This window comes from Klebsiella spallanzanii (assembly GCF_902158555.1).
GTDB lineage: Bacteria > Pseudomonadota > Gammaproteobacteria > Enterobacterales > Enterobacteriaceae > Klebsiella > Klebsiella spallanzanii.
In genome coordinates this window covers 452,641-477,948 of the sequence record NZ_CABGGS010000012.1, presented here as the reverse complement: position 1 = coordinate 477,948, position 25,308 = coordinate 452,641, and the positions used below count along the sequence as shown (strand labels likewise).

14 protein-coding genes and 1 pseudogene are annotated in these 25,308 nt (G+C 57.1%); 5 read left to right on the top strand and 10 right to left on the bottom strand.

The window, feature by feature from the left end; all coding sequences use genetic code 11:
• Nucleotides 1–239 precede the first annotated feature (239 nt).
• A complete protein-coding gene (locus FN082_RS13395) occupies nucleotides 240–998 on the bottom strand; it encodes an SDR family NAD(P)-dependent oxidoreductase (protein ID WP_142981768.1) in 759 nt (252 codons plus the stop codon).
• A 119-nt stretch (nucleotides 999–1,117) separates the two neighbouring features.
• On the opposite strand from FN082_RS13395, the gene FN082_RS13390 reads away from it, so the two are divergent.
• The 3 genes from FN082_RS13390 (at nucleotide 1,118) to FN082_RS13380 (ending at nucleotide 4,719) form a co-directional block, all read left to right on the top strand.
• Nucleotides 1,118–2,017, top strand: coding sequence for a LysR family transcriptional regulator (locus tag FN082_RS13390; RefSeq protein WP_139539685.1), 900 nt, complete (start codon nucleotides 1,118–1,120; stop codon nucleotides 2,015–2,017).
• Between the two features lie 77 nt (nucleotides 2,018–2,094).
• Nucleotides 2,095–3,126 (top strand): inner membrane protein YhjD, encoded by a 1,032-nt coding sequence (yhjD, locus tag FN082_RS13385; RefSeq protein WP_139539686.1) that lies wholly within the window; start codon nucleotides 2,095–2,097, stop codon nucleotides 3,124–3,126.
• Between the two features lie 270 nt (nucleotides 3,127–3,396).
• A complete protein-coding gene (locus FN082_RS13380) occupies nucleotides 3,397–4,719 on the top strand; it encodes an MFS transporter (protein WP_139539687.1) in 1,323 nt (440 codons plus the stop codon).
• A 51-nt stretch (nucleotides 4,720–4,770) separates the two neighbouring features.
• On the opposite strand, the gene FN082_RS13375 is transcribed toward FN082_RS13380, so the two are convergent.
• Nucleotides 4,771–6,822, bottom strand: coding sequence for an AsmA family protein (locus tag FN082_RS13375; protein WP_142981766.1), 2,052 nt, complete (start codon nucleotides 6,820–6,822; stop codon nucleotides 4,771–4,773).
• A gap of 195 nt (nucleotides 6,823–7,017) precedes the next feature.
• Between FN082_RS13375 and kdgK the strand changes: the two genes are divergently transcribed.
• Nucleotides 7,018–7,947, top strand: coding sequence for a 2-dehydro-3-deoxygluconokinase (gene kdgK / locus FN082_RS13365; protein ID WP_142981764.1), 930 nt, complete (start codon nucleotides 7,018–7,020; stop codon nucleotides 7,945–7,947).
• Nucleotides 7,948–8,235: 288 nt separating this feature from the next.
• Here kdgK and FN082_RS13360 read toward each other — a convergent pair whose 3' ends face one another.
• From FN082_RS13360 to bcsB, 6 genes are all read right to left on the bottom strand, one after another.
• Nucleotides 8,236–9,741, bottom strand: coding sequence for a M16 family metallopeptidase (locus FN082_RS13360; protein WP_139539690.1), 1,506 nt, complete (start codon nucleotides 9,739–9,741; stop codon nucleotides 8,236–8,238).
• Between the two features lie 222 nt (nucleotides 9,742–9,963).
• Nucleotides 9,964–11,250, bottom strand: coding sequence for a dicarboxylate/amino acid:cation symporter (locus FN082_RS13355; RefSeq protein ID WP_139539691.1), 1,287 nt, complete (start codon nucleotides 11,248–11,250; stop codon nucleotides 9,964–9,966).
• A gap of 154 nt (nucleotides 11,251–11,404) precedes the next feature.
• Nucleotides 11,405–13,411 (bottom strand): biofilm formation regulator HmsP, encoded by a 2,007-nt coding sequence (hmsP, locus tag FN082_RS13350; protein WP_142981762.1) that lies wholly within the window; start codon nucleotides 13,409–13,411, stop codon nucleotides 11,405–11,407.
• 314 nt (nucleotides 13,412–13,725) lie between these two features.
• A complete protein-coding gene (bcsC, locus tag FN082_RS13345) occupies nucleotides 13,726–17,211 on the bottom strand; it encodes a cellulose synthase complex outer membrane protein BcsC (protein WP_142981760.1) in 3,486 nt (1,161 codons plus the stop codon).
• A complete protein-coding gene (bcsZ, locus tag FN082_RS13340; protein ID WP_185932118.1) occupies nucleotides 17,193–18,302 on the bottom strand; it encodes a cellulose synthase complex periplasmic endoglucanase BcsZ in 1,110 nt (369 codons plus the stop codon). The genes bcsC and bcsZ overlap by 19 nt, the downstream gene beginning before the upstream one ends.
• A 3-nt stretch (nucleotides 18,303–18,305) precedes the next feature.
• Nucleotides 18,306–20,645 carry a cellulose biosynthesis cyclic di-GMP-binding regulatory protein BcsB gene (gene bcsB, locus FN082_RS13335; protein ID WP_142981758.1) on the bottom strand — a complete coding sequence of 780 codons (2,340 nt, stop codon included), beginning with the start codon at nucleotides 20,643–20,645 and terminating at the stop codon, nucleotides 18,306–18,308.
• Between the two features lie 127 nt (nucleotides 20,646–20,772).
• On the opposite strand from bcsB, the pseudogene FN082_RS13330 reads away from it, so the two are divergent.
• A pseudogene (locus FN082_RS13330) lies at nucleotides 20,773–21,872 on the top strand (RNA-guided endonuclease InsQ/TnpB family protein).
• Between the two features lie 80 nt (nucleotides 21,873–21,952).
• Here FN082_RS13330 and bcsA read toward each other — a convergent pair.
• Together bcsA and bcsQ are read right to left on the bottom strand one after the other, a co-directional pair.
• Nucleotides 21,953–24,574: a UDP-forming cellulose synthase catalytic subunit gene (bcsA, locus tag FN082_RS13325; protein WP_139539695.1), complete on the bottom strand. Its 2,622-nt coding sequence runs from the start codon at nucleotides 24,572–24,574 to the stop codon at nucleotides 21,953–21,955.
• On the bottom strand, nucleotides 24,571–25,308 hold the full coding sequence (bcsQ, locus tag FN082_RS13320; RefSeq protein WP_142981757.1) for a cellulose biosynthesis protein BcsQ: 738 nt from the start codon (nucleotides 25,306–25,308) through the stop codon (nucleotides 24,571–24,573). Before bcsQ ends, bcsA begins: the two co-directional genes overlap by 4 nt.

Below are 25,308 nucleotides of genomic sequence, written 5' to 3'. Positions count from 1 at the left end.
TGCGTCAGATTGCTGACAAATATGCCTAAAAGTGAATGAGGGTTCGTTTTTCTCCCTCTCCCTTCCAGGGAGAGGGCGGGGTGAGGGTGATAACGAACTGATTAATCAGCAAATTCACCCCTCACCCTAACCCTCTCCCCAAAGGGGCGAGGGGATCGTCCGAGCTCATTTTAGGGTTTGTCATCAGTCTCACGCATTAAATGCGTTAGCCCCGCCATAATCGATGGAGGGGCATTGGATTATAAAAACATCCCGCCGGAAACCTCAACACGCTGAGCGTTCATCCAGCGAAGATCATCGCTGAGCAGAGCGGCAATGGCGTCGCCGATGTCATCCGGCAGACCGACTCTTCCAAGCGCCGTTTGCGCGGCAATATGCTGATTAACCTGCGCATTATCCCGAACCACGCCGCCGCCAAAATCGGTTTCAATCGCGCCAGGAGCGATGATATTGACCGAAATTCCGCGCGCGCCAAGCTCTTTCGCCTGATAGCGCGTCAGCACCTCCATCGCCCCCTTCATTGAGGCATAGGCCGCATAGCCCGGTAGAGCAAAACGCGCCAGCCCGCTGGAAACATTGAGGATACGTCCTCCATCCTGCAATAACGGCAGCAGGCGTTGGGTGAGGAAGAACGGCCCCTTAAACTGGATATTCATCAGCTCATCAAACTGAGCTTCGCTGGTCTCAGCAAAGGGCACATTGAGACCAATACCGGCATTGTTTAATAAATAGTCGAAGGTGTTCCGCTGCCAGCGCTGTTGAAGTAATTCCGCCACCTTCTGAGCAAAACCCTCAAAACTACCGATATCTCCGACGTTTAAGGGTAATGCTGCCGCTTTCACACCTTTTCGTTCAATTTCAGCCACCACTTCCAGCGCCGCCTGTTGGTTGCTGTGGTACGTCAGAATAATATCCGCTCCCTTCGCCGCCAGCTTCAATGCCGCGTTTTTTCCCAGTCCACGGCTGCCGCCGGTCACTAAAGCGATACGTTGTGTCATCAGAAAACCCCTTCTTGATTGTGTTTGCATGGTTGAAGAGCTTATTAGCTGCTATAAAAACAATAAATATGGGAAATTGCGTTTGACTGTTTCAATTAAAACAACAATAGGTCCCCAGGATGGATAAAATTCACGCAATGCAACTATTCATCAGGGTAGCGGAACTGGAGAGTTTTTCCCGCGCCGCTGATACCCTCGGCCTGCCGAAAGGCAGCGTATCGCGCCAGATTCAAGCGCTGGAAAGCCATCTTGGCGCCCGCCTTCTGCACCGCACAACCCGCCGGGTGCAGCTGACTCAGGACGGCATGGTCTACTACGAGCGTGCCAAGGATTTGCTCAGCAATCTTGAGGAGCTGGACGGCATGTTTCAGCTCGATCCCTCCAGCATCAGCGGGCGTCTACGGGTGGACATGCCCGTTGGGCTGGCGAAGAAGCTGGTCATTCCGCAGCTACCGACATTTCTGCAGCAGTATCCCGGCATCGAGCTGGAACTGAGCAGCAGCGATCGGATAGTTGACGTCGTCCGCGAGGGTTTTGACTGCGTGGTCCGCGTCGGTATGCTGAAAGACTCCGGGCTTATCGCGCGACATCTGGGCAAGCTGACGCAAATTAACTGCGCCAGTCCGCAGTATCTGGCGCGCTTCGGTTACCCGCAGTCGCTCGACGATCTGGCCGATCATGCGTTGATCCACTACGCCAGCAATCTCGGCGTACGCCCGCTGGGTTTCGAAGTGCTCAGCGATGGCGCTGTCCGCTGGGTAAAAACCGGCGGCGTGCTCACAGTGAATAGTACCGAGACCTATCAGGCGTCTTGTCTGGCGGGTCTGGGGATTATTCAGGTACCGCGAGTGGGCGTTCGTGACATGCTGCGCGCCGGCGAGCTGATAGAGATTCTGCCCCACTACCGCGCCGAACCGCTGCCGGTTTCGTTAATCTATCCGCATCGGCGTAACCTTTCGCGCCGGGTACATCTGTTTATGGAGTGGCTGGGCGGGCTGATGAAAAGCTATGTTGATTGAGGGGCCAGGCACCTCATCAGCGATTTTACGTATATAATTTTGGTGAATACCGTAGTAAATAAAGGAAGAAATAAGTTATGACGCCGGAAAACGACGCTCACCGCCCAGCCCAGGATCCAAGCCCGCAGCCGGATAAAAACAAAAGCGCAATGGCCGCGATTAATGATTCTGGTGTGGCAAAAAAAGCCAACCAGGCGCTGAAAAGCGTCACCGGGACAGCAGAAAAAGTTCAGCGCAACCCCATTATTGCGCATCTGATCCGCGCGGCTGAACGCTTCAACGACCGGCTTGGCAATCAGTTTGGCGCCGCGATCACCTACTTCTCATTTTTGTCGATGATCCCGATTTTGATGGTCTCTTTTGCCGCCGCCGGTTTTGTTCTGGCCTCGCATCCTACGCTGCTACAGGACATCTTCGATAAAATCCTGCTTAACGTGAGCGACCCTACGCTTGCCGCTACGTTGAAAAACACCATCAACACCGCAGTACAGCAACGTACCGCTGTCGGTATTGTTGGTCTGCTGGTCGCGCTCTACTCCGGAATTAACTGGATGGGGAACCTGCGTGAGGCCATTCGCGCCCAGTCACGCGACGTTTGGGAACGTACACCTCAGGACCAGGAAAAGATCTGGGTAAAGTATTTCCGCGACTTTATCTCGTTGATCGGCCTGCTGGTTGCGCTGGTGATCACCTTGTCGATCACTTCGGTTGCTGGCGCGGCCCAGCAGATGATTATCTCGGCGCTGTATCTTGATTATATTGAGTGGCTAAAACCGGCGTGGCGGCTGATTGGTCTGGCGATTTCGATTTTCGCCAACTATCTGCTGTTTTTCTGGATTTTCTGGCGACTTCCGCGCCACCGTCCACGCCGTAAAGCGCTGATTCGCGGCACTCTGATTGCGGCCGTCGGCTTTGAGATAATCAAGATAATTATGACCTGGACGCTGCCAGCGCTGGTGAAGTCGCCATCCGGAGCGGCATTTGGTTCGGTACTGGGGATAATGGCTTTTTTCTATTTCTTCGCCCGCCTGACGCTTTTCTGCGCCGCATGGATTGCCACCGCCGAGTATAAAGACGACCGCCGAATGCCGGGTAAAGCCCACGACTAAACCATCAATGGGCTGAATAAAAGACGCAAAATTCAGCCCAGCCTGGCATTTCAGCATATAAATCCAACATGTAACTTTTATTTAACCTAAACCTGGTTTTATCAACCATTATTTTAATTGTGTGAAGCATTTCATAGAAGTTATTTTTCTGGCGCAGAAATTATTCACTTTTTGAGTATTTTTTAGACTACCGCTCACCTTGTTACAGATTGAAATGTCCCCAAGGCTGTGGCTATATGGCCTTTCGTTCGCAAAAAATAAGAAAGATCTATGCAAGCCACAGCCACAACACTCGACAACGCGCAAGAAGCCGTCCCGGTTAACTCACGCAATAAAGTCGTCGTCGCCTCGCTCATTGGTACCGCCATCGAGTTCTTCGACTTCTATATCTATGCCACCGCGGCGGTCATTGTTTTCCCGCACATTTTCTTCCCGCAGGGCGATCCCGCTGCGGCGACGTTACAGTCGCTGGCGACTTTCGCTATCGCCTTTATTGCCCGCCCTATCGGCTCTGCGGTATTTGGCCACTTTGGCGACCGCGTAGGCCGTAAAGCGACCCTGGTGGCCTCGCTGTTGACCATGGGGATCTCCACCGTAGTTATCGGCCTGCTGCCCGGCTATGAAACCATCGGCATTATGGCGCCGGTACTGCTGGCGCTGGCGCGCTTCGGTCAGGGCCTCGGCCTCGGCGGTGAATGGGGCGGCGCGGCGCTGCTGGCCACGGAAAACGCCCCGCCGCGCAAGCGTGCGCTGTATGGCTCTTTCCCGCAGCTGGGCGCGCCTATCGGCTTCTTCTTCGCTAACGGTACCTTCCTGCTGCTCTCCTGGCTGCTGACCGACCAGCAGTTTATGGAATGGGGCTGGCGTATGCCGTTTATCTTCTCCGCCGTGCTGGTCATCATCGGCCTGTACGTTCGCGTTTCACTGCACGAGTCGCCGGTGTTCGCTAAGGTTGCCGCTGCGAAGAAGCAGGTAAAAATCCCGTTAGGTACCCTGCTGACCAAGCACGTTCGCGTGACCGTTCTCGGCACATTCATCATGCTGGCGACCTACACGCTGTTTTACATCATGACCGTCTACTCCATGACCTTCAGTACCGCCGCCGCGCCTATTGGTCTCGGCCTGCCGCGTAACGAAGTCCTGTGGATGCTGATGATGGCGGTGATTGGTTTCGGCGTGATGGTGCCGGTTGCGGGCCTGCTGGCGGACGCATTCGGTCGTCGTAAGAGCATGGTGGTGATCACAACCCTGATCATCCTCTTCGCGCTGTTTGCCTTTAAACCGCTGCTCGGTTCCGGCAACCCGATGCTGGTCTTTGCCTTCCTGCTGATTGGTCTGAGCCTGATGGGGCTGACCTTTGGCCCGATGGGCGCACTGCTGCCGGAGCTGTTCCCGACGGAAGTTCGCTACACCGGCGCATCGTTCTCGTATAACGTCTCGTCGATCCTCGGGGCCTCCGTGGCGCCCTATATCGCCGCATGGCTGCAGGGCAACTACGGTTTGCCTGCGGTTGGGCTCTACCTGGCAGCAATGGCGGCGCTGACAATGATTGCGCTGCTGCTTACCCACGAAACACGTCACCAGTCGCTGTAACGCGCTGATCCCGCCCCCGGCCATTGCGGCCAGGGGCAACTTCTCTCCTGGCTATTTTTTCATCTGCGACAGTATTGCCCGGCACTGATTCGCCTCCCCTTCGGCAGGAGATATCAGCGCCAGCAGCGCTGCGGCCGGCGTCACTAGCGTTGCCAGAGCGGCCGCCACCGCGCCGCGCGCAATCAGCGGTCCCGCCTTCACGCCCGCGTTCGGCGACTTAAAGCTGCCGCGCACGTACAGCGGCGAACGTAGGGTGATAATGCGAAAGCCCTTACTTTCCGGATCGATCGTCAGGTCCAGTTGCTCAGAGGCAAAGCTGGCGGTGCCGGTGACGTTGATCAGCGCATTTTCCGTATCAAAAGCGAACACCTGCGGCCGGGCTACGCCGTTAGTCACGTCGATATTCGCCGCCGCGCAGTTCACCCGCACCTCATCGTCGCCAAAGATCTGTCCGATGATATAGTTACCGACGTTCAAACCGAGGATTTCCATCAGGTTACGGCTGATCAGCCCATCGTTCATCAGCAGCTTCAGGTTACCATTACTGTTGCCCAGCAGCGCGGCGACGGAATTTCCCGTACCGCGAAGCTGCACATCGCCATTCATTTCGCCGAGCGTTTTCTGCATCATTTCCACGTTTGGCATCAGCGCTTTCAGCTTCAGCCGACGCGCCTGCAGGTTCGCCGTCCCCTGCAGCGGCTTTTTATCTCCCTGAAGATGAATATTGCCAGCGATAGTGCCGTTAGCCAGCCCCAGACGCAGCGGCTGCAGGCGCAGGTCGCCCCGTTCCAGGATCACATGGGTGGAGAGGTCGCTGATAGGTAACGTGCCGCCGTGCTCAATCTTGCGCCCTTTAAAGCGCACATCAGCATCCATCACCTGCCACTTGTCGGTTTCAAAGCGGTCATATGGCAATACTTTTCCGGCTGGCTGCGGAGAGGCTTCACCTTTGCGCTGTTCGTTTTTGCTACCTTTACCGCCAGAATCTACGCCAATTAACGGGCCTAAATCCACCAGTCTAAGCTGACGGGACTCCAGGTCGCCTTCGAGTTTCGGCCGCGGTTTGCCGGTGGTATAGGTGAGCGAGCCGTGAATATCGCTCTCACCGATACGGCCATTAAAATCTTGATAGGTAAAGCGTGAACCGCTCTTATCCTTAAACGTGGCCCGCAGGCGCCCGTCGGTCGAGAAAGTCGGCGTATCCGGCAGCAGCACGCCGGTCAGGTCGTAGAGGTCGCCCAGCGAGTCTCCGGAAAACTTCAGCCGCAAATCGACGCCGCCAAGATTCAGCGGATCGTTAACCGTGCCGGTGAAGGCGACCCGGGTATTGCCGGAACGAAAATCCCCCTGCAGCGGGAACGGCGTCCCTTCACTGCGCAGCGCCAGCATGCCGCCGATTTTTCCCGCTCCGGTGAGCGGCTGCCCGTTATAGCTGCCTTTCGCCTGCAGGCCAAAGACGTAATCGCCGACTTTCTGCGACTCGCCCTTGCCCTTTTCGCCGGTCACCTCACTAAACGCCAGCGGCTTACCGAGCGGATCGACCACGATTGTCACGTCGGCGCGCGTCACCTTGTCATCAATAGTAATCTTGCTGCGATCAAAAAGAATGTTGTCGAGGCGGAAAGACCATCTGGAAGGCGGCGCGTTTTTATCCGCCGTATCGCCCGAGGCCAGATCAAAAGTCCAGTTGTTCGCCTTCTCCGACAGCCGAATCAATCGTGCGTCAGGTTGTTCTAGCTTTATCCAGGGTAGATAGACCGTCTTACTGAGCAACGCCAGCGGCGCGAGGGTCGCCTCGACGCGCGGCAGGTGTACCATCGTCACCTGCGGAATATCCGGCGGATTGCCAAGAACGATATCCTCGGCGTGGACGTGCGGCCAGGGGATCCAGCTTCGCCAGCCGCTTTCGCCGGGCTGGCGTTCCCAGACGACGCCCAGATCGCCGCGAATGGCGAACGGGCGGTTCAGCTCGGTCGACACTTTCTGATTAATTGTCGGCTTCAGGCGGTTCCAGTCAAAGGTTGCCACCACGATAAAAAACACAACGATGAGTAAGACTATCGTTCCCAGGATAATAGCAACGGTTTTACGGGTTCTGCTCATCCCCTTGGCACTCCTTTTGCGTCTCGTCAGTCCTGAATATAGTTGAGAAACGCTAATTGCTCCGCCGAATGTGGTTTTCGTCACATAATCCGCGCTATGTCAAAAAAATAATGGAACGTTGTTTTAATATGATTGACCATAAAAGCGGCCCAGCGCACACTAGGGTTAATATTGATTTAATTTCAGGTCATCACTATGTCTAAGAAAATTGCCGTTATTGGCGAATGTATGATTGAGCTGTCAGAAAAAGGCGCGGCGGTAAACCGCGGCTTTGGCGGCGATACCTTAAACACTTCCGTCTATATTGCCCGCCAGACCAATGCCAGCGCGCTGGGTGTGCACTACGTTACCGCGCTGGGAACGGATACCTTCAGCCAGCAGATGCTGGAGTCATGGCAGGCCGAGAACGTTCAGACTGACCTGATTCAGCGCATGGCAGACCGTTTACCAGGCCTGTACTACATCGAAACCGACGATACCGGCGAGCGCACATTTTACTACTGGCGCAATGAAGCCGCGGCAAAGTTCTGGCTGGAAAGCGAGCAGTCAGCGACCATCTGTGAAGAGCTGGCCACCTTTGATTACCTGTATCTCAGCGGTATCAGCCTGGCGATCCTCAGCCCAACAAGCCGCGAGAAGCTGCTGACCCTGCTGCGCGAATGCCGCGCAAACGGCGGCAAGGTTATCTTTGATAACAACTATCGTCCGCGCCTGTGGAGCAGCAAAGAAGAGACGCAGCAGGTTTATCAGCAGATGCTAACCTGCACCGATATCGCTTTCCTGACCCTCGACGACGAAGATGCGCTGTGGGGTGAGAAGCCGGTTGAAGAAGTGATTGCCCGCACTCACGCCGCAGGCGTTGAAGAGGTGGTAGTCAAGCGCGGCGCAGATTCCTGCCTGGTGTCGGTTGTCGGACAGCCGCAGCTGGAAGTTCCAGCCGTTAAGCTGCCGAAAGAAAAAGTGGTTGATACAACCGCTGCTGGCGATTCATTCAGCGCGGGCTATCTGGCCGTGCGCCTGACCGGCGGCGATGCAGAGTCTGCGGCGAAACGCGGACACCTGACCGCCAGCACGGTCATTCAGTACCGCGGCGCAATTATTCCTCGCGAGGCAATGCCGCAGTAGCTGTAGCGTCGCTGCTTCCCGGTGGCGCTGCGCTGACCGGGCTACAGGTTAACTGCTAACGGGTAGCCCGGACAAGGCGCGTCAGCGCCGCCTCCGGGAAATGTGCAGGGGCTGATACACCGGCGCTGCTGCTTCCCGGTGGCGCTGCGCTGACCGGGCTACGGGTTAACTGCTGACTGGTAGCCCGGATAGATGCGCAGCATCGCCTCCGGGGAAAAACACCCGGCGCAATACCCAAAACAGATTAGCCATAAACCTTACCGGATAGCCTTGCTATCCGGTTTTGTTTTACTGCGCTGGCGGAATATCCGTCGCTTCGTTACGCCCATCGGCAACATCGCTGGGGCCACTGGTCGCTGCTGCGGCCGCTGACGCAGGCGTCATCAGCTTTTCCCACGTCGCCTGCAGATCCTTCATGTTATATTCCGGCTCCCCCTGCGGCTGCTGCAACACCAGCGCCATATCCTGCGACAGCTGCTGGCGCAGATACTGGTTCAGCATATCGACCGTCAACGAGTTCAGGAACTCCTGGCGTAGCTTCTGATACTGCTCAGGAGCAATATCCACCACCTGGTTTTGCAGCGAACGCATCCGCTGGCTAATCAGAATGTACGTATCGGTACGTGCATAGGTGGCAAACAGCTTCTGCAGCTCAAGGTTCTTCTGTGCGATCAGCGCATCAAACTCATCCTGCGGCAGGCCGTTATCGCGCACTTTCGCCAGCTCGCGCGCCACGGTCGCTAAGTTGGCGTTCAGGCGCTCGCCCGGCGACTCGATATTGATCGCACACTGCGCGCGCTGATAGAGAACGCGGCAGTCAAAGCCAAGACCGATATCCTTGACATTACTTTTGCTCAGATTCTGCTGTACGTGCCAGAACAGCGCTTCACGGGCCAGGTCATCACGCCAGTAGCGCTGAAGCGCAACCGAGTCGCGGATAGGCTGCCACGGGGCATCCCACATCAGCGACAGCCTGTCCTGGCGCACCGCATCAGTCATGATGCTGACCGGCGTCGTCGGCAGCGGCGACAGTGTAGGCACTGCCACCGGCGTTTCGCGCTTGCCCTTCAGACCGCCGAAGGTTTTGTTGATTTGCTCGGCGACGCTACGGCTGTCAACGTTGCCAACAACAATCAGCGTCATCGCATCCGGGGTATACCACTTTTGATAAAAATCTTTTAATTTAGCAATATCAATCGGTTGCTTCATAGGCGCTGCCGGGTCATGCCCCAGCATCGTTGAACCTTTCAGCCGATAACGCCACCATCCCTCTTTGGTATCCGCAGGCCAGGTGACGACCATATCTTCACCCTGCAGCGCATGATTGACCGATTCCGGAGTCACCGCCATTTTGCCATTGGCATTTGCCAGCCAGGTCAGCGCCTCTTTCAGCAGGTCGTTGCGATTATTGGGCAAGCTCAGATTAAACAGGGTGTAGTCATAAGAGACGATAGCGGGCGGCAGAGGACGCTTAGGGTCAATACTCTGCTGCCACAAAGAACGCGCCTGCATGGTCGGGAGGCTACCGCTCTGCGTCAATGCCAGACGCGGGATAAAGTGGCTAAAGCCGCTCTGCTGGGTGCTTTCACTCAGCGAGCCAATATTTACGGACAGGCGAACTTCGATACGATCGCTGGGACGCTGCGGGGTAGCAAGAACTTGCCATTCAAACCCATTCGCTAATGTCCCCTGTTGCCAGGCCGGGTCCGGCTGGAGCGCTTCTGCCTGCACATAACCCGCTGTCGCCATCATCAGCAAACCACCGGTTAAGAGTCGAATTTTTGTGCCCTGCATGTGAACCCCTGATGAACATTCCTGGTTACAACAGCGGCCCACGGAGGGGCCGCCGGAAAAATGTGGTGAGTTAAATACGTCGGTTAGACCACGCGGAGATGAAAATGTCGCATGTAGACGTGAAATAATCATTTAGGGTCACTGCCGTATAAACGACAGTGACCCCTAATTATGCGCAGGAGCCCGTAGTCCAGCAAGGGACAACGGGCCTAACAGATGGATTTATGAGGATAATTCGTGCGATTTGCTAGCTGGAGTACGGTTATTCAGGACATCATCCAACTGTTTGGAGTCCAGCTCTTTTACCCATTTCGCGACAACAATGGTCGCAACACCGTTACCCACCAGGTTGGTCAGCGCACGCGCTTCGGACATAAAGCGGTCGATACCCAGGATTAACGCCAGCCCGGCAACCGGCAAATGGCCGACGGCGGAAATGGTCGCCGCCAGGACGATAAAACCGCTGCCCGTCACGCCCGCCGCGCCTTTCGAGGAGAGCAACAGCACTACCAGCAAGGTTATCTGATGGAAAATATCCATATGGCTGTTCGTTGCCTGGGCGATAAACACCGCCGCCATCGTCAGGTAGATTGAAGTACCATCAAGGTTAAATGAGTACCCCGTCGGGATCACCAACCCCACAACCGACTTCCGACAGCCCAGCTTTTCCATCTTATCGAGCATGCGCGGCAGCGCTGACTCAGACGAAGAGGTTCCCAGCACGATCAGCAGCTCTTCGCGGATATAGCGGATAAATTTAAAGATGCTGAAGCCAGTGGCTTTGGCGATCGATCCCAGTACCACCACTACAAACAGAATACAGGTAATGTAGAAGCAGACGATCAGCTGACCGAGCTGCACCAGCGTACCGACGCCGTATTTACCGATGGTAAAGGCCATTGCCCCGAACGCGCCAATCGGTGCCAGGCGCATAATCATATTGATGATGCCGAAGATCACCTGCGAGAAGCTTTCGATGACGTTAAAAATCAGTTGGCCTTTGCTGCCAAGGCGATGCAGCGCAAAACCGAACAGCACCGCAAACATCAGCACCTGCAGAATGTTGCCGCTGGCAAACGCGCCAATTACGCTGCCGGGGATAATATCGAGCAAGAAGGCGACGATCCCCTGTTCTTTCGCCTGTTCGGCATAAACCGCCACCGCGTGCGCATCAAGAGTCGCCGGATCGACGTTCATCCCCGCGCCAGGTTGCACCAGGTTAACAATGATCAGGCCGATGATCAGCGCAATGGTACTCACGACTTCAAAATAGAGCAGCGCCACCGCACCGGTGCGGCCAACGGCCTTCATGCTCTCCATGCCGGCAATCCCCGTCACGACGGTACAGAAGATAACCGGTGCAATAACCATTTTAATCAGTTTAACGAAGGCATCGCCGAGAGGTTTCATTTGCGCGCCCAGTTCCGGGTAAAAATGGCCCAGCAGAATACCGATCGCTATGGCCGATAAAACCTGGACATAGAGGCTTTTAAAGAAAGAGGTTTTCATAGGGTGTCCTTTGGGAATAACCACAGACAATGAGGGGATACTGCGTCTGTGGCTTAAAAATAACACCCACGAAACATTTCAGAAATAACAAGGCGCATTTTTGCAACGGAAATGTTAATAAATTTGAGCTGACTCGCACAAGCTAACAATACAGTTACAAATTTGCATCCTCAGTATCACTGGATAAAAAACGGACCATAAAAGCCTCAGGCGGCATGGCGCAGCCAAACAGATAGCCCTGAACGGTATCGACGCCGGCACCTTTTAGCCACGCATACTGCGCCTCGGTTTCAACGCCTTCCGCGACGATGCGCAGATTCAGGCCACGCGCCAACTGGATAATCGCCGGTACCATGCTGATATCATCCGGCAACATATCAATAAACACCTTATCGATTTTCAGGATATCCACCGGCAGCGCTTTGATATGTTGCAGCTGGCGCAGACCCGCGTAGCCCATACCAAAGTCATCCAGCGCAATTCGTACGCCCGCGTCACGCAACGGGCGTAGCAGAGAAATAATCGCCTGCGGATCCTCTATGCGACGGCTTTCGGTGACTTCCAGCACCAGCGTGCCCGGCGTAATACGATAGCGTGAGAGCAGCGCCAACATTTCTGCGCCTCGGTCGTGATGCAGTAGCTGTAACAGCGATATATTGACCGACAGCGGCAGCGTGATCCCTTGATTTTGCCAGGCGGCCAGCTGCCGGCAGGCCTCTTCCATCACCCAGTAGCCAACCGGGACCATCAGCCCGCAGGCCTCAATACGCTCAATCAGATCCTCAGGCAGCGACCAACTGCCGTCCGCCTGACGCTGGCGCAGCAGCACTTCTGCACCGCAAACCTCGCCGCTGGCGGTATCCATCTGCGGCTGCAGCCAGATAGCAAACTGCTGGTTATCCAGCGCCGTCAAAATATCGTGCTCTTCCATTAGGCGACGCTGCGCTTTCTCCATCTGTTCCGGGTCAAAGAACTCAATCTGGTTTTTCCCTTTACGCCGCGCGGTCACGGCGGCGGAAAATGCCCGGCGATAGAGCTGCTCGGCGTTAATTTCGCCATTAAACATCGCAATACCGACGCTGGCGCAAGGACGCAGCTGGATGCCGTGCAGCGGCAAACGCTCATTGACGACAGTAAGTACTTGCTTACTTAACGTCACCGCCTGCCAGGGCTCGGTAATTCCGTGGGCCAGAATCGCGAAGTCGTAGCCGCTGACCTGAGCCAGCACCATCTGCGCAGGAATGATCGCCCGCAGCTTTTCGACAAGAGTCAGCAGCAGCATTTCTCGTTGCGTTTCTTTCAGCACACCCGCGGTGTCCTGCAGCGTTTCGCAGGCGACAATCAGCAGCGCAGAAGCCTGTGGGCGCGCGGTTGTCTGCTCTAGCATGGCCATCAAGAAAGCTTTATTAGGCAGGTCGGAGACCGGGAAGCGGGTCGATTGCAACGAGAGTTCATCATGCAGGCGCAGCAGAGTCTGCTGGTTACGGTTGTAGCTGCGCACCAGCATGCCTATTTCATCATCATGATGCAGGCGCGGCACCGTAAGCTGATGGCCCAGACGCTCCTGCTGCGGAACATCGTTCAGCTCGCGGGCGACTTTGCGCAGCGGGCGGACAATCAGGCGGTTGATGCACCAGGTGATTGCCACCGTCAGAATGAGCACCAAAAGTAAGTAAGCAGTCACCAACGTCGACAAGGTACTCATGACGAATTTATACACACGATATGAGTCGGCCTGGAGCACCAGATAGGCCAGCGGCTGCGGATTAGCGGGGCGTTCGAGAGAGTAGATAGGCAGTGAAATCTGAACCGGTAGTTCGAACATGCGAGTAATCATTACCGGCACCGGGCGCTCGGGGATAAAGCGCATCCGCAGCGCCTGGAATTGATTGGGTAGCACGACATCCGCCCGGCTGACGATGCCAGCAGGCTGAATGCGGCTCAGAATGGCTTCCGCCTCAGGAATATCGGCTTTCAGGATAGCCGCTGACAGCGGTTCGCGAACGGAACGCGCGATGCTTTCTAATTGCGTGGCCGTGGTAAAGCGACTCTGCTGAACAAAGTGGAACAGCAGAATAGAACAAAAGACCAATACAAACGCCATGGACACGCTCGCGACCATCGCCATCTGTTTAATTGTAAGTGAACGGCTGACGCGCAACGGGGTTCTCCACTGATACTGAACGCTGGCCCGACGCAGATCCCTCCACGCCGGTCGTTTTCAGGCTGATTATATACTCAAATCATTCGCTCGCGCCCGCAAGGTGTTCAGCGATGTCCTGGGGTGCCTTCCCGGAGGCGGCGCGATGCGCCTGTCCGGGCTACAAACCCAAAACCGCACGGACCCGCAGCCCGGGAAGCCGCAGCGCCACCGGGGAAAAACGGACTGTATTTGCCAGGGGCGGGCGAAGTGTGACGAGTATACGCGAAGAGCGTCGTGGAGTGACGCCCTGTCGCGTAATTCAGCCTAATCTGCTACCAGTCGGCGTAAGGGACCAGCGGCAGTGGCGGCATATCCATATCGCCCTGCCAGCCGGAAGCCGAGTAGCGAACATACAGCAGCGCGTGGCTCGGGGTGTAATCCTTCGCCTGCTGAATATCCACCGCCGCTCCGACAAACCAGTTGCTGGTCACCCGGCGTTCAACCAGCGCCCGGGCGGTATAGCCGACGCCTGAACTGCTGCTGCCTTCTTCCGTCAGCTGGCTGGCTGCGTTGCGATACTGCGAGGGAATCAAATTCAGCAGCGGGTAGCGGGCCTCGGTCCTGGTCCGCGAATGGGACCAGGACACTGAACCGCCCAGCTCCCAGGACCAGTTCTCGGTCCGCTGACGCCAGGTCACCGGCACGGCGAAGGAGACATATTCCTGCGGGCTGTAATAACCGCCCTGACCGAGGGTATAGCCGCTGAGGTCCTTATCGTAGTGCCAGAGCATATTGTTCAGGCCGACGGTGACCCGGCGGTTATCTTCATTAATAACTTTGTAGTAGTAGCCGGTCATCCAGCGCACGCGCCAGTTGTCGGCGACGTTTTTCCCGGTCAACTGGTCAACGCCCAGCGATGACCAGACGCCGTTGGCCTCGCCTTTATCGTAGCTCAGGCTGAGACCGCCGCCGTCGGCACGCACACCGCCCCAGGTCTTACCGGTATGACCATCATTACCGTTATCCTTCTGCCCACCAAAGGCCAGCAGCGAGCTGGAAATAGGACGACGGTGGACGTTTACGGTATAGCCCAGCGGGCCAACATCGCTGCTGTAGCTCAGACCACCCACCACATCAACGACGTTAAAGCCCATCGGCGTAGTGCCGATATCGCCGCTCCAGGTGTCGTTCCTCCAACCCACCGCCACGCTGGCGCCGCTGTCGCTTTGGTGTTTGCTACCGCCGGTACAGGCGATTTCACCGCAGGTTCCCCAGCTCGGTGAGTAGCTGCCGTCGCTCTTAGTAGAAAAACTACCGGCATCCATATTGACGAGGTCGGTACGCAAGAACATCCGTCCGTCGGCCAGCGGCGCGTCCACGTGCAGCATCGTGGTGTGCGCTTTCAGATCGGAATAGCCGCCAGTGCCGCTGGATCCCCAGTAATCGTGCTCAAGGGTGACGTTCAGATCCTGCTGACGATAAAGATCGGCGGCGTCGCTGCGGATCCCACGCTTCAGCCAGTCATCACGGCTATCATTACGCGTCAGGCGCGTAAAGGTGTCGTTATCCTGCGGGCGTATGCTGGTCACGCCGGAGGCCACCATCGCATCTTTGTAACCCTCAAGCGCCTGCTGCGGCTCACCGTTTTGCGCCTGGAAGCGCGCGGCATCACGCAGCACCAGCGCGCTTTCCATGGACGGCGGCTGGGCTTTCGCCCGCGGAACAATACGGGCGAATGTCCGCTGTGCCTGCACGCTATCGCCAAGACCAGCCAGCGCCAGCGCGATGCGCCGCTGCATATTAATGGAGTCGGTCTCCTCGCCCTTGAGCTGCGCCACCTGGGCGCGGGCAGCGTTTTTATCGCCATCGGCAAGATAGACTTCCGCAAGGCCCAGACGCGCATCGCCGTTACCCGGCTCTTGCCCGAGGACCTGCTGATATTCCGCTATCGCCGTCCGGCTGTCGCCGCGCTGCTGCGCCCAGTCCGCAAGGGTTAGCTCGTAGCGCACCGACGTCGGTTGCTGTTTAATCAGCGCAATGGCCTGCGCTTCCTGGCCGCTATCGCGCAGCTGATTCGCCTTACGCACGACCTTGTCGCTTTGTAGACGCGCGTCCAGCTCGCGAATATTGTCCGTCCACTGCCCGCGCGGCAGAGCATTAATCTGTGCCAGCGCCATCTCATCCTGATCGTTACCGGATAAATAGAGGCCATAAGCATAAATCCGGTCGGCATCGCCGGGCTTGCGGTTGACCATCGCACGCATCAGGGCATCCGCTTCGCTGCGGCTGCCCGCGCTGACCAGATCCCGCGACAGACGGTAGGTAATCCACACGCTATCCGGATCCAGCCCCAGCCTTCGACGCTGAACTTCCGCCGCCTGCGCCCAGTTGCCCTGGCTCTCCAGCGCTTCGGCCTGTTTCTCCAGCCGATCGTTGGTCAGGCTGCGCTCGATATCGTCAATGCTGCGCCGCTGACCTGGTGACAGGCTGGCAATGTACGCGCTGGCTTTTTCCGGCGATTCGGCGCGGTAGAGATTGGCAAGGCCGCGCACCGCCAGGCTATTGCCGCGATCCATGCGTAGCGCACGCTGGTAGTAACGCTCCGCCGCCGCGTTTTCTTTACGCGCCGCCGCCACGTCTCCCAGCCCCAGCACGGCATAGCTGTCGGTATTGTCTACCCGCTGTGCCTGAGCGTAATAATTTTGCGCCTGCGCCAGCTGGCCGCTTTTCAGCGCGTTGTCGCCCTGTTTGATCAGCAGCCAGTAGCGGTTGGTTTTGAGCAGGCTGTCCCACTTGTCGCGGCTCGGGCTATCCGGATCCATTTTGATGGCTTTACTCAACTGGGCCACCGCCCGCGCCCGATCGCCGCGCTGGGAGTACGCCTGCCCTAACGCGCCGACCGCATCGCTGTCTTTGGCATCCGCCCTTACGGCTTGCTGCAAATCGGCGACGGCCACTGAACCTTTTCCAGCTTTCACCGCCGCCAGACCTTCAGCACGATCGCGGAAAGTCGGGTCTTTAAGCTGCGTCTGCTGCTGTTCAAGCAGGACGCGGGCATTGGCCGAGGTGGAACCGGTGGGAAATTGCATCAGAAAACGCTGTAGCGCCTGCACGCTGGCCCGACTCACCGGCATGCTTTTGACTTCCGTAAACCACATATCGGCAGCGATACCGCGGCCCGCCGCCGAGCGCGACATCTGCTCAAGATAAGCGAATCCCTCTTCCGGCTTATTGTCGCCAAACATCTGTTTCGCCAGCGCCGTTTGCAGCTGGACGTTGCCCGGCGAGCTGGCGTTAAGTTTTTTTAGCTGATTGACGCCCTCGTTATGACGTGATGGTAGACGCGCCACCAGCGTCCAGTACTCAATCGCTGCGTTTTCATCGCTCGGTACGCCGTTGAACAACTTCTCGTAAGCAGCAATCGCTTCATCAACTTTCCCGGCAACGCCAAGCAGACGGGCCTGCTGTAGCTCCTGACGCCCATCGCCGGTACTGCTTTTCATCTCGTCACGCGAGGCTTTAAGTTCCGTCGATTCCGGAGCCAGTTTCGCCAGACGCTCAAGCTGTTTCTGCGCTCCGGCGGTATCGCCCTGGCGCAGGAGATAGCGCATCCGCGCGGCGACAACGTCCGGATTATTCGGGTCGATCAACTCCAGGCGGTACAGCGACTGACGCACCAGATCTTCACGATTGCTGGCCTCGCCGAGGCGAACCTGTTCCAGCAGATGTTGCTGAACGGGCGTGGTCACGGCGTGCGCCAGCGGCATCAGCGCGACGCTTAAGGAGAGCGTGAATAAGCTTAGTGAGAACTTGTGCATTCCTGGTTCCAGTCAGGCCGTAATTCACCAGCGGCGGTGAAGCGAAAACGGTGTTGATCCCATCCCTGGCCAAAAAGGGTCAGGACCGCGCTGTAGTAAGCATCTGCGCCGGGGTAATCATCGGCGACGCGCTGGCGCTGAATGGCCCGGGCGTCTTCATTCTGCAAGAACGGCAGCAACGACGCGGAGAAGCCAACCGGGCCATTACCGCTGGTTTTACCGGTAGCGATATTGGTTTTTTCCGGCGGCGCGCCCTGACTCACCGTCTGGGCTTCCATCGGTTTAAAGCGCGCCAGCAAGCGGGCTTTTTGCTTATCGCCATCGTCGAGCATACCGACCCACAGATAGACGCGAATGGCGTCATAGCTGCCGATAATCGGTTTATCCGCTTTCAACTGCCAGCCTTTACCTTTTTCGTAACGCACCCAGTCAGGCGAGAAACCTTTTGGCGCCGTCTCCAGCAGCAGGCGCAGATTGCTGTCGCGTATCTTCGGCCAGGGAGCGCCAAACGCGGCAAAATAGGTCGCCAGCTGCGGCGGCAGGTAGCTGGGGTTAAAGCGCCAGCCGCCATCATCAGCAAAGCCAACTTTCCCCGGCAGCACCAGCGGCCCGAGCCCCGGCACCGTCGCAACTTCTTCATCGGCAATCCGCGCCAGCAGCGCTTTACCGACTTCAGTGTACTGAGGCGTATCCCACAGGCGTCCAGCCTCCAGCAGCGACCAGGCTATCCATAAATCGGAGTCCGATGCCGAGTTGCTGTCCAGCACCGTCCACTCGTCATCGCTCTTTTTACCCCATAGCCAGCCCGGCAGATGTGCGCGCAGATCGCCCTCGGCAAGGTTGTTTTGCGTCCACTCAAATAGCTTGCGAAAACCGTCACGGTCATTGGCCGCCAGAGCAAAGAACAACGCGTAGCTTTGCCCTTCCGAAGTGGTAATTTTCCGCGAATCGCTGGGGTCGATAACCCGCCCTTCAGCGCTGACATACTCTTTTTTAAACTGATCCCAGGCCGGCCACCGGCAGGCGGCGCTCACCTGCGCCGCCGCCAGAACCAATACCGATAACACCACTCCGCGTACTGCATTCATCATCGATTACTCATCATCAAGGTCAAGGCGACGACGGCTGATAATACGCAGCATGCGCCACAGTACCCACGCCAGCAGCACGATGCTCACCGCCGCCAGAATCGCCAGCAGCACCGGATGGCTGGAGAGTGCAAACCAAATGCGTTCGAACCACGGCAGATGCCCAATATAATACACATCGCCCACCCGCAGACTGTTCACGCCCGACTCACGAATGACCGAAACGGAGCCAAACATCGCCGCGCGTTTACCGCTGTCATTAAGCGCTGCGGTCAGCAGTTCGTTGCCGCGCTGGCTATCAGCCAACAGCGCCACGACGCTGCGCTGATCGTTGTACGGCGACTGGAAGCCGATAATCGCCGCCATCGGTCCGGACGAGGTGATGTCAGTGCGGGTATTCGGCGTTCTGGCCTCGGTGTCGGGGTAAATGCTGGCCAGGTCGTAGTGGCGCATTGGCATTTTCACCCAGCTTTTGGTCGCTTCAACCAGCAGGTTAATTTTGGTGTCGTCCTTAAGCGCCTGCGGAATAGAGCCAATCAGCAGCAGATCGGCGTCTTTGTCTTTAATCTGGCTACCGTCATCGGTCATGCGCAGGTTAATTGCCGCCAGACCGGTTTGCGCACCAATGCCGCCGGTGGTCTCCAGCAGCGTGGCGACCTGACCCTGAGTCGGCACTTTGGGTACCACAATCAGAGTGTCGGACAGATCGGCCATCCGGCTATACGGGAAGCCCGCGTTGGCAAACACGCGCAGATCCGGCATCGCCATAAAGTGATAGTACTTTGAGAAGTCGATGGTCGAATCGTCGCCAATCACCACGTGGTTCTGCACCGGCTGGAAGGTAATGCAGTTATCGATGGAGCCGCCAGGCATCGGGTTCATATACTGGAAATCAAAACGCAGCTGGTTCATCGCTCCGAGGCGCAATGCCGGGATCGTGACTTCCGTTTTGCCATCCAGCAGCCCCTGCAGCACCGGCAGACGCAGAATCAGTTTATTCACATCCTGCGAACTGTTGAGGCTAAACGACTGCAAGAACTGATCGTTAAGGCTGATATCCATGCGCGAGCTGTCTTTGATCGGCGGCATGGTGTAGCGATAGTTTAGATTCATATCGATGCCGTTAGCGCGCAGCAGGTACAGGTCCGGCGGCAGGTTTAGCGCCACGTTGATCGAATCCGGCACCAGGCCGCTGGATTGCAGCTGCTGTTCGTAGGTCTTCAGCTCGGCAAAGGTCACCGCCCGGTCGGTACGCACCCAGTTTGGTGCATCGTACGGCTTACGCGCCTGTAGCTCTTTGACATCGTCAACCGTCACGCTGCTGCCGCGGAACAGAATATTGCCCTGGGCAATCCCCTTCGCCGCCTGCAGCAGATCCTTGTCATCGCGGCCGAATACCACCAGCAGCTTGACGTACGGATTGTTCGGGTGGTCGATCATTTCGATGGTCGGCGCGTTGACCGGCGGATGCTCGCGCAGGAAATCCGGGCGCTTATCGTTGGTGGCAAAAACAATGGCGTTGCGGTCCGGCAGTGCGTTGAACTGCACCGGGAACTGCTGGCCACGCCAGCCTGCTTTGCTGCCGAACCAGGAGGCAATAATCGCCGCAGCCTGCTGCTGCTGAACATCCGGCGAAGAGGCAAAGACCATCGGCAGCGTCAGCTGGCGATTATCACGTGAATCAAAAAACGGGACCGGGAAATGCGACAGATCGTTACGCACGTTCAGCGACTGGTAGGTTAAATCCAGATAGCTTTCGCGGCCCACGTCCAGCCACAGCGTGCTGCTGGCCGGGTTTTCACAGACATCACGGTAGTGGCCAACGAACTCCAGGCGCACGCGGTTAAAATCGGTGATATAGAGCGGATCTATCGGGATCTGCGCGCTGACTTTTTTGCCCAGTTGCTCTTTGGTGACCGGCAAAACGCCCATCAGCTCATCGTTAAGATAGACTTTTAGCTGCGATTGTACCGGCAGCAAGGACGGCGATGGCGTGTAGTCGAGGTTGAGCAGCGCTTTCGCCACCACTTCATCGCTACGCATGCCGAAGTCTACCGAACCCTCGGGGCGCGCACCGCGCAGCACCATGCTGCCCGGAGGCGGGGCGATTTTAGCGAAAGTGAGCTTTACGTCGCGAGTCGGGGCGTTATCCAGTACCACCACCGGGGCTGCCGGATCGGCAAGCGTCGCCGTAGGCTGGCTATCCGCAACGACACCGGCAATACCCGGCACGGTGGTCATTGGCGTGGCTTCTGGCGCTGCCGTCGGTTCCGCATACGAGGCGAAGGAGGACCAGCCGCCAATGCTCACCGCTACTGCACAAATCAAAGAGAGTTTTTTGTTCATCAATATGCCTCCAGGATCCCCCCACCGATGGAGGTGAGGGAGGAGTGGAGGCGGTTTTCGTACATGAATACTGTATATTTGATCACTATCAATAACCCTCGCATAATTGTGCGTATCTTGCGAAACCATGAAACGCGCATATAAATTTCGATTCTATCCAACGCCCGATCAGGTTGAGCTTCTGGCCCGGACGTCCGGCTGTGTGCGTTTCGTCTACAATTTAATCCTTCGCTGGCGCATTGATGCGTACGACGAACGGCAAGAGAAAATGGGCTACATCCAGGCCAGCGCCCGATTAACAGCACTGAAAAAAGAGCCTGAATTTGCCTGGCTCAATGACGTTTCCTGCGTGCCACTCCAGCAGTCGCTGCGCCACCAACAGACCGCCTTTGCTAACTTTTTCGCCGGGCGTGCCAAATACCCGGCATTCAAAAGTAAGCGCCATAAACAGGCTGCTGAATTAACCGCCAGCGCCTTTAAATATCGCAATGGCAAGTTGTACATACGCCCTTAGACGTGCGCTGGAGCCGTGAATTACCGTCTGCACCGTCTACTGTCACCCTGTCCAGAGACGCCGCCGGGAGATACTTCGTCTCCTGTATCTGCGAGTTTGAACCTGTATCACTGCCGGTCACCGCAAAAATGGTCGGCATTGATGTCGGTTTAAAAGATTTGTTCGTCACCGATACCGGATTCAAGTCCGGCAATCCCCGCCATACCGCTAAATACGCGGTCCGCCTGGCGCTGCTCCAGCGCCGGTTAAGCAAAAAGGTCAAAGGCTCGAAAAACCGCGCCAAAGCCCGCTTAAAGGTGGCCCGACTCCACGCGAAAATTGCCGATTGCCGAATGGATGACTTGCACAAGGCCACCCGCAAACTGATAAACGAGAACCAAGTCGTTTGCGTCGAATCCCTCAAGGTGAAGAACATGATCCGCAACCCGTCGCTGTCCAGAGCGATAGCAGACGCAGGCTGGGGCGAGTTCACGCGCCAGCTTGCATATAAGGGCGAATGGGCCGGGCGTTCAGTGGTCGCAATCGACCCGTTTTTCCCGTCCTCAAAACGCTGTAGCTGTTGCGGTTTCACCATGCAAAAAATGCCTCTTGATGTTCGTAAATGGTCTTGCCCGGAATGCGGCGCAGACCATGATCGCGACGTTAATGCGGCCCGTAATATCAAAGCGGCAGGGCTTGCCGTGTTAGCTTGTGGAGTGGCTGTAAATCCTTAACTCCCTCTGGAGCTAAGGTCACCACCGTGAAGCAAGAATCCCGCTCCTGAGTCGAGTCAACGCAAAGGTGGGGGAATACGTCAACATTGTTGAGCCATCGCCGGTTCTGCCGAGAGTATCGCCGCAGCACGTTCAGGACGGCGCGGAATAAACGAGACAACCCATGCCACCAGCAAGGTGAGCGAGCGGAAAATAACCTTCACCGACGGCGGTGAGAATTCCGCCAGGTGACGATATCCACGGAACCCCAGCTTCAGGATATCCAGCAGGCTTTCCATCGGCTTATCTTCCGGGAAGCTATCCTGCCAAAGCGCCCACGTATCTGCGCGGGCAAACGTACATTGCACAAAATCGATATGTTGTTGATTGCTTAACGGTAGCAGCTGTAACCCCACTTCACTGCCGTTAACCCGCGCAACCCGCACCGGGAAGGCATACTCCTGCTGCCCGCGTTTGAGCAGCAGCTTAACGTGCTGGCTTTCCAGCACCTGCGCTTTGCCGTGAATTTTGACGCCCAGGCCACCATCGGAGTAGTCATGGACAGTGCAGGAGAACAGGTGACCGTCTTCGCGGGCAATCGCCGCCGGCATCGACATTTCCACACGATGCGAGCGCCGCACCTGCTTGCTTTCAACCGACACCGCCACCGCGCCGCCGAGAATAATCAGGTTGTAGAACACCCAGATAATACTCACCCAGACGGTCAGGATTTCGTTTTCCGGGCCGTACATAAAGCGCCAGATCCCCACGCCAACACCAACCAGATTGAGCAGCACAAGGTAGATATAGGGACGAGAAATCACCCAGTCGACGTACTCGTCTTCCACCAGCCCGCCCTTCGCGGTGACGTTGAATTTGCCCTTGTGCGGGTTTATCAGCGCGACAAACGTCGGCGGCGCGATATACCAGGCCAGCACCGTTTCGTAGATTTCACTCCAGAAAGAGTGGCGGTATTTACCCTGAATCTTCGAGTTGGTCAGACTGGCGTGAATCATATGCGGTAGCACAAACAGGGCGATCATCAGCGCGGGGGCGTAGATGATATAGGCGTGCAGCAGCAGAAACGCCAACGGCGCGGTCAGGAAAATCAGGCGCGGAATACCAGAGAGAAAGTGCAGCATCGCGTTGACGTAGCAGACGCGCTGCGCCAGCTTCAGCCCTTTACCAAACAACGGGTTATCGAGACGGAAAATTTGTACCATTCCGCGCGCCCAGCGGATGCGCTGGCCAATATGCGCCGACAAGCTCTCCGTCGCCAGACCCGCCGCCTGCGGGATGCGCATATAAGCGGAAGTGTGGCCGCGGCGATGCAGACGCAGCGAGGTGTGGGCATCTTCAGTTACCGTTTCTACGGCAATACCGCCGATTTCATCCAGCGGACCGCGGCGGATCACCGCGCAGGAGCCGCAGAAGAAGGTGGCATCCCACATGTCATTCCCGTCCTGCACCAGGCCATAAAACAGCGTGCCTTCGTTCGGGGTTTTGCGAAAACGCCCCAGGTTACGTTCAAACGGGTCCGGGGAGAAGAAGTGGTGCGGCGTTTGCATCATCGCCAGCTCTTTCTCTTTCAGGAACCAGCCCATAGTCATTTGCAGGAACGAGCGGGTCGGCACGTGGTCGCAGTCGAAAATCGACACAAACTCGCCTTTGGCGTACTTCAGCGCGTTATTGATGTTCCCGGCTTTCGCGTGTTCATGCGTAGTTCGCGCGATGTAGTGCACCCCGACGTCTTTGGCGAACTGGCGGAACTCTTCGCGCCCACCGTCATCGAGGATCCAGATATTCAGTTTGTCCTTCGGCCAGTCGATCCCCTGCGAGGCGTAAATAGTGTTCTTCACCACGTTGAGGTCTTCGTTATAGGTCGGCACGAAGATATCTACCGTCGGCCACTGCGCCATATCTTCCGGCAGCGGGACCGGCTGGCGGTTGAGCGGCCAGACAACCTGGAAATAGCCCAGCACCAGCACAACCCAGGCATAGGTTTCGGCAAACAGCAGGATTATCCCGCACACCAGGCTCACCGGGTCATCCCAGTTCAGCGTTGAGGTGTAGCGCCACCAGATGTAACGGCAGGAGACGGTCAGAGAAAGTACGATCAGCATCAGCGCGGAGAACCGCCCCGGAATGCGGCGCACCAGCAGCGCCACGCCCCACAGCAGCAGCAGGAAAATAAACTGCGACAGCGGATTAAACGGCTGAGTAATACAGAGCAGCGCCAGGATCAGCGAGAAAAAGGTTACCGTACCGAGGATCAGCCGCCGCAGCTTCGGATGCAGGTGCGCCAGCTCTTTGTGCTTATCCAGATGACCGGTACGCGCATTAACCTTTTCCGGCAGCTTTTCCAGCCACTGCGCATAGCGTCCCTGCACCCCCTCCAGGGCCGCCAGCGAACGCCAGTTAATCTTTTTATCCGGCTCCGGCACCCGCGTCGCCAGCAGCCACAGCGATTGCAGAAGATAGCGCAGCGGATCCAACGGGCGCGGCCGATGCGGATTGATATGCGGATAGAACTCGCCGTGTCGCTCGCGAATCGCCTGCCAGCGCGGCGTTTCCAGCGGCATAAACGCCCACGCCAACGACGCCCACAGGCAGCCTAATGCTGCCGACAGCCACGAGGCGCCGTGCTGGCGATAGTCGCGATAGCGCTCGCTCAGCCGTTCACCGACCGGCGGGGCCAGCAGCAGCGTGCTCAGGCGAATCATTCTGCCCCCTTGCCGGCATAGTGCAGCAGGCACCAGTTGGCAAGCGTCAGTACCTCTTCCGCCGCCAGAGAGTCCTGGCGATATTCGCCGAGCGGTTGCTTCGCCGCCAGACACTCAGCCATCGCCTCATCGCGATGAATTGTCACCGGCAGAATGCGGCGCTGGCTCTCCAGCCATAGCTGATAAAAATCTTCCTGGAGCTGGTTGCCGACGCGCAGGTCGTTAATCAAAATATCGCTATTCACCGGCAGCGCCTGCTGATGCAGACGAATATGGCTGTTGCCGTCGGGGTGCACCACCACCAGAGTGCGGTCGCAAACGGGGATAAAAGAACGGGTCAGCGGCGCGTAGCCGTCCGGCAGGTCAATCAGCAGCCAGCGATGATCGCCCTGCTGATGGAGCTTCTGTACAATATCGGCCATCGGCGCCAGCGTTGGCTGAAGCTGGTCGATATTCTCGCGTTCGCCCGGCGTAAGCTGGCCAAAAGGCAGGATATCGATATGCGAGGTATAGCGCAGCCCGGCGTCACGCCAGTCATTGCCGTCGATCATGGCGCGCGCCCAGCCTTCTTTATGACTGAAATCAACGTTGAAGAATAAGCGCAGCATATTGTCCGGGCTGGCATCAACAACCAGAACGGTTTCCCCGAGTAATTGCAGCGCCCATGCCAGCGCAGCGGTAATCGACGTGGTGCCAGTGCCGCCGCGCACGCCCTGTAATCCCAGAATAGCCAT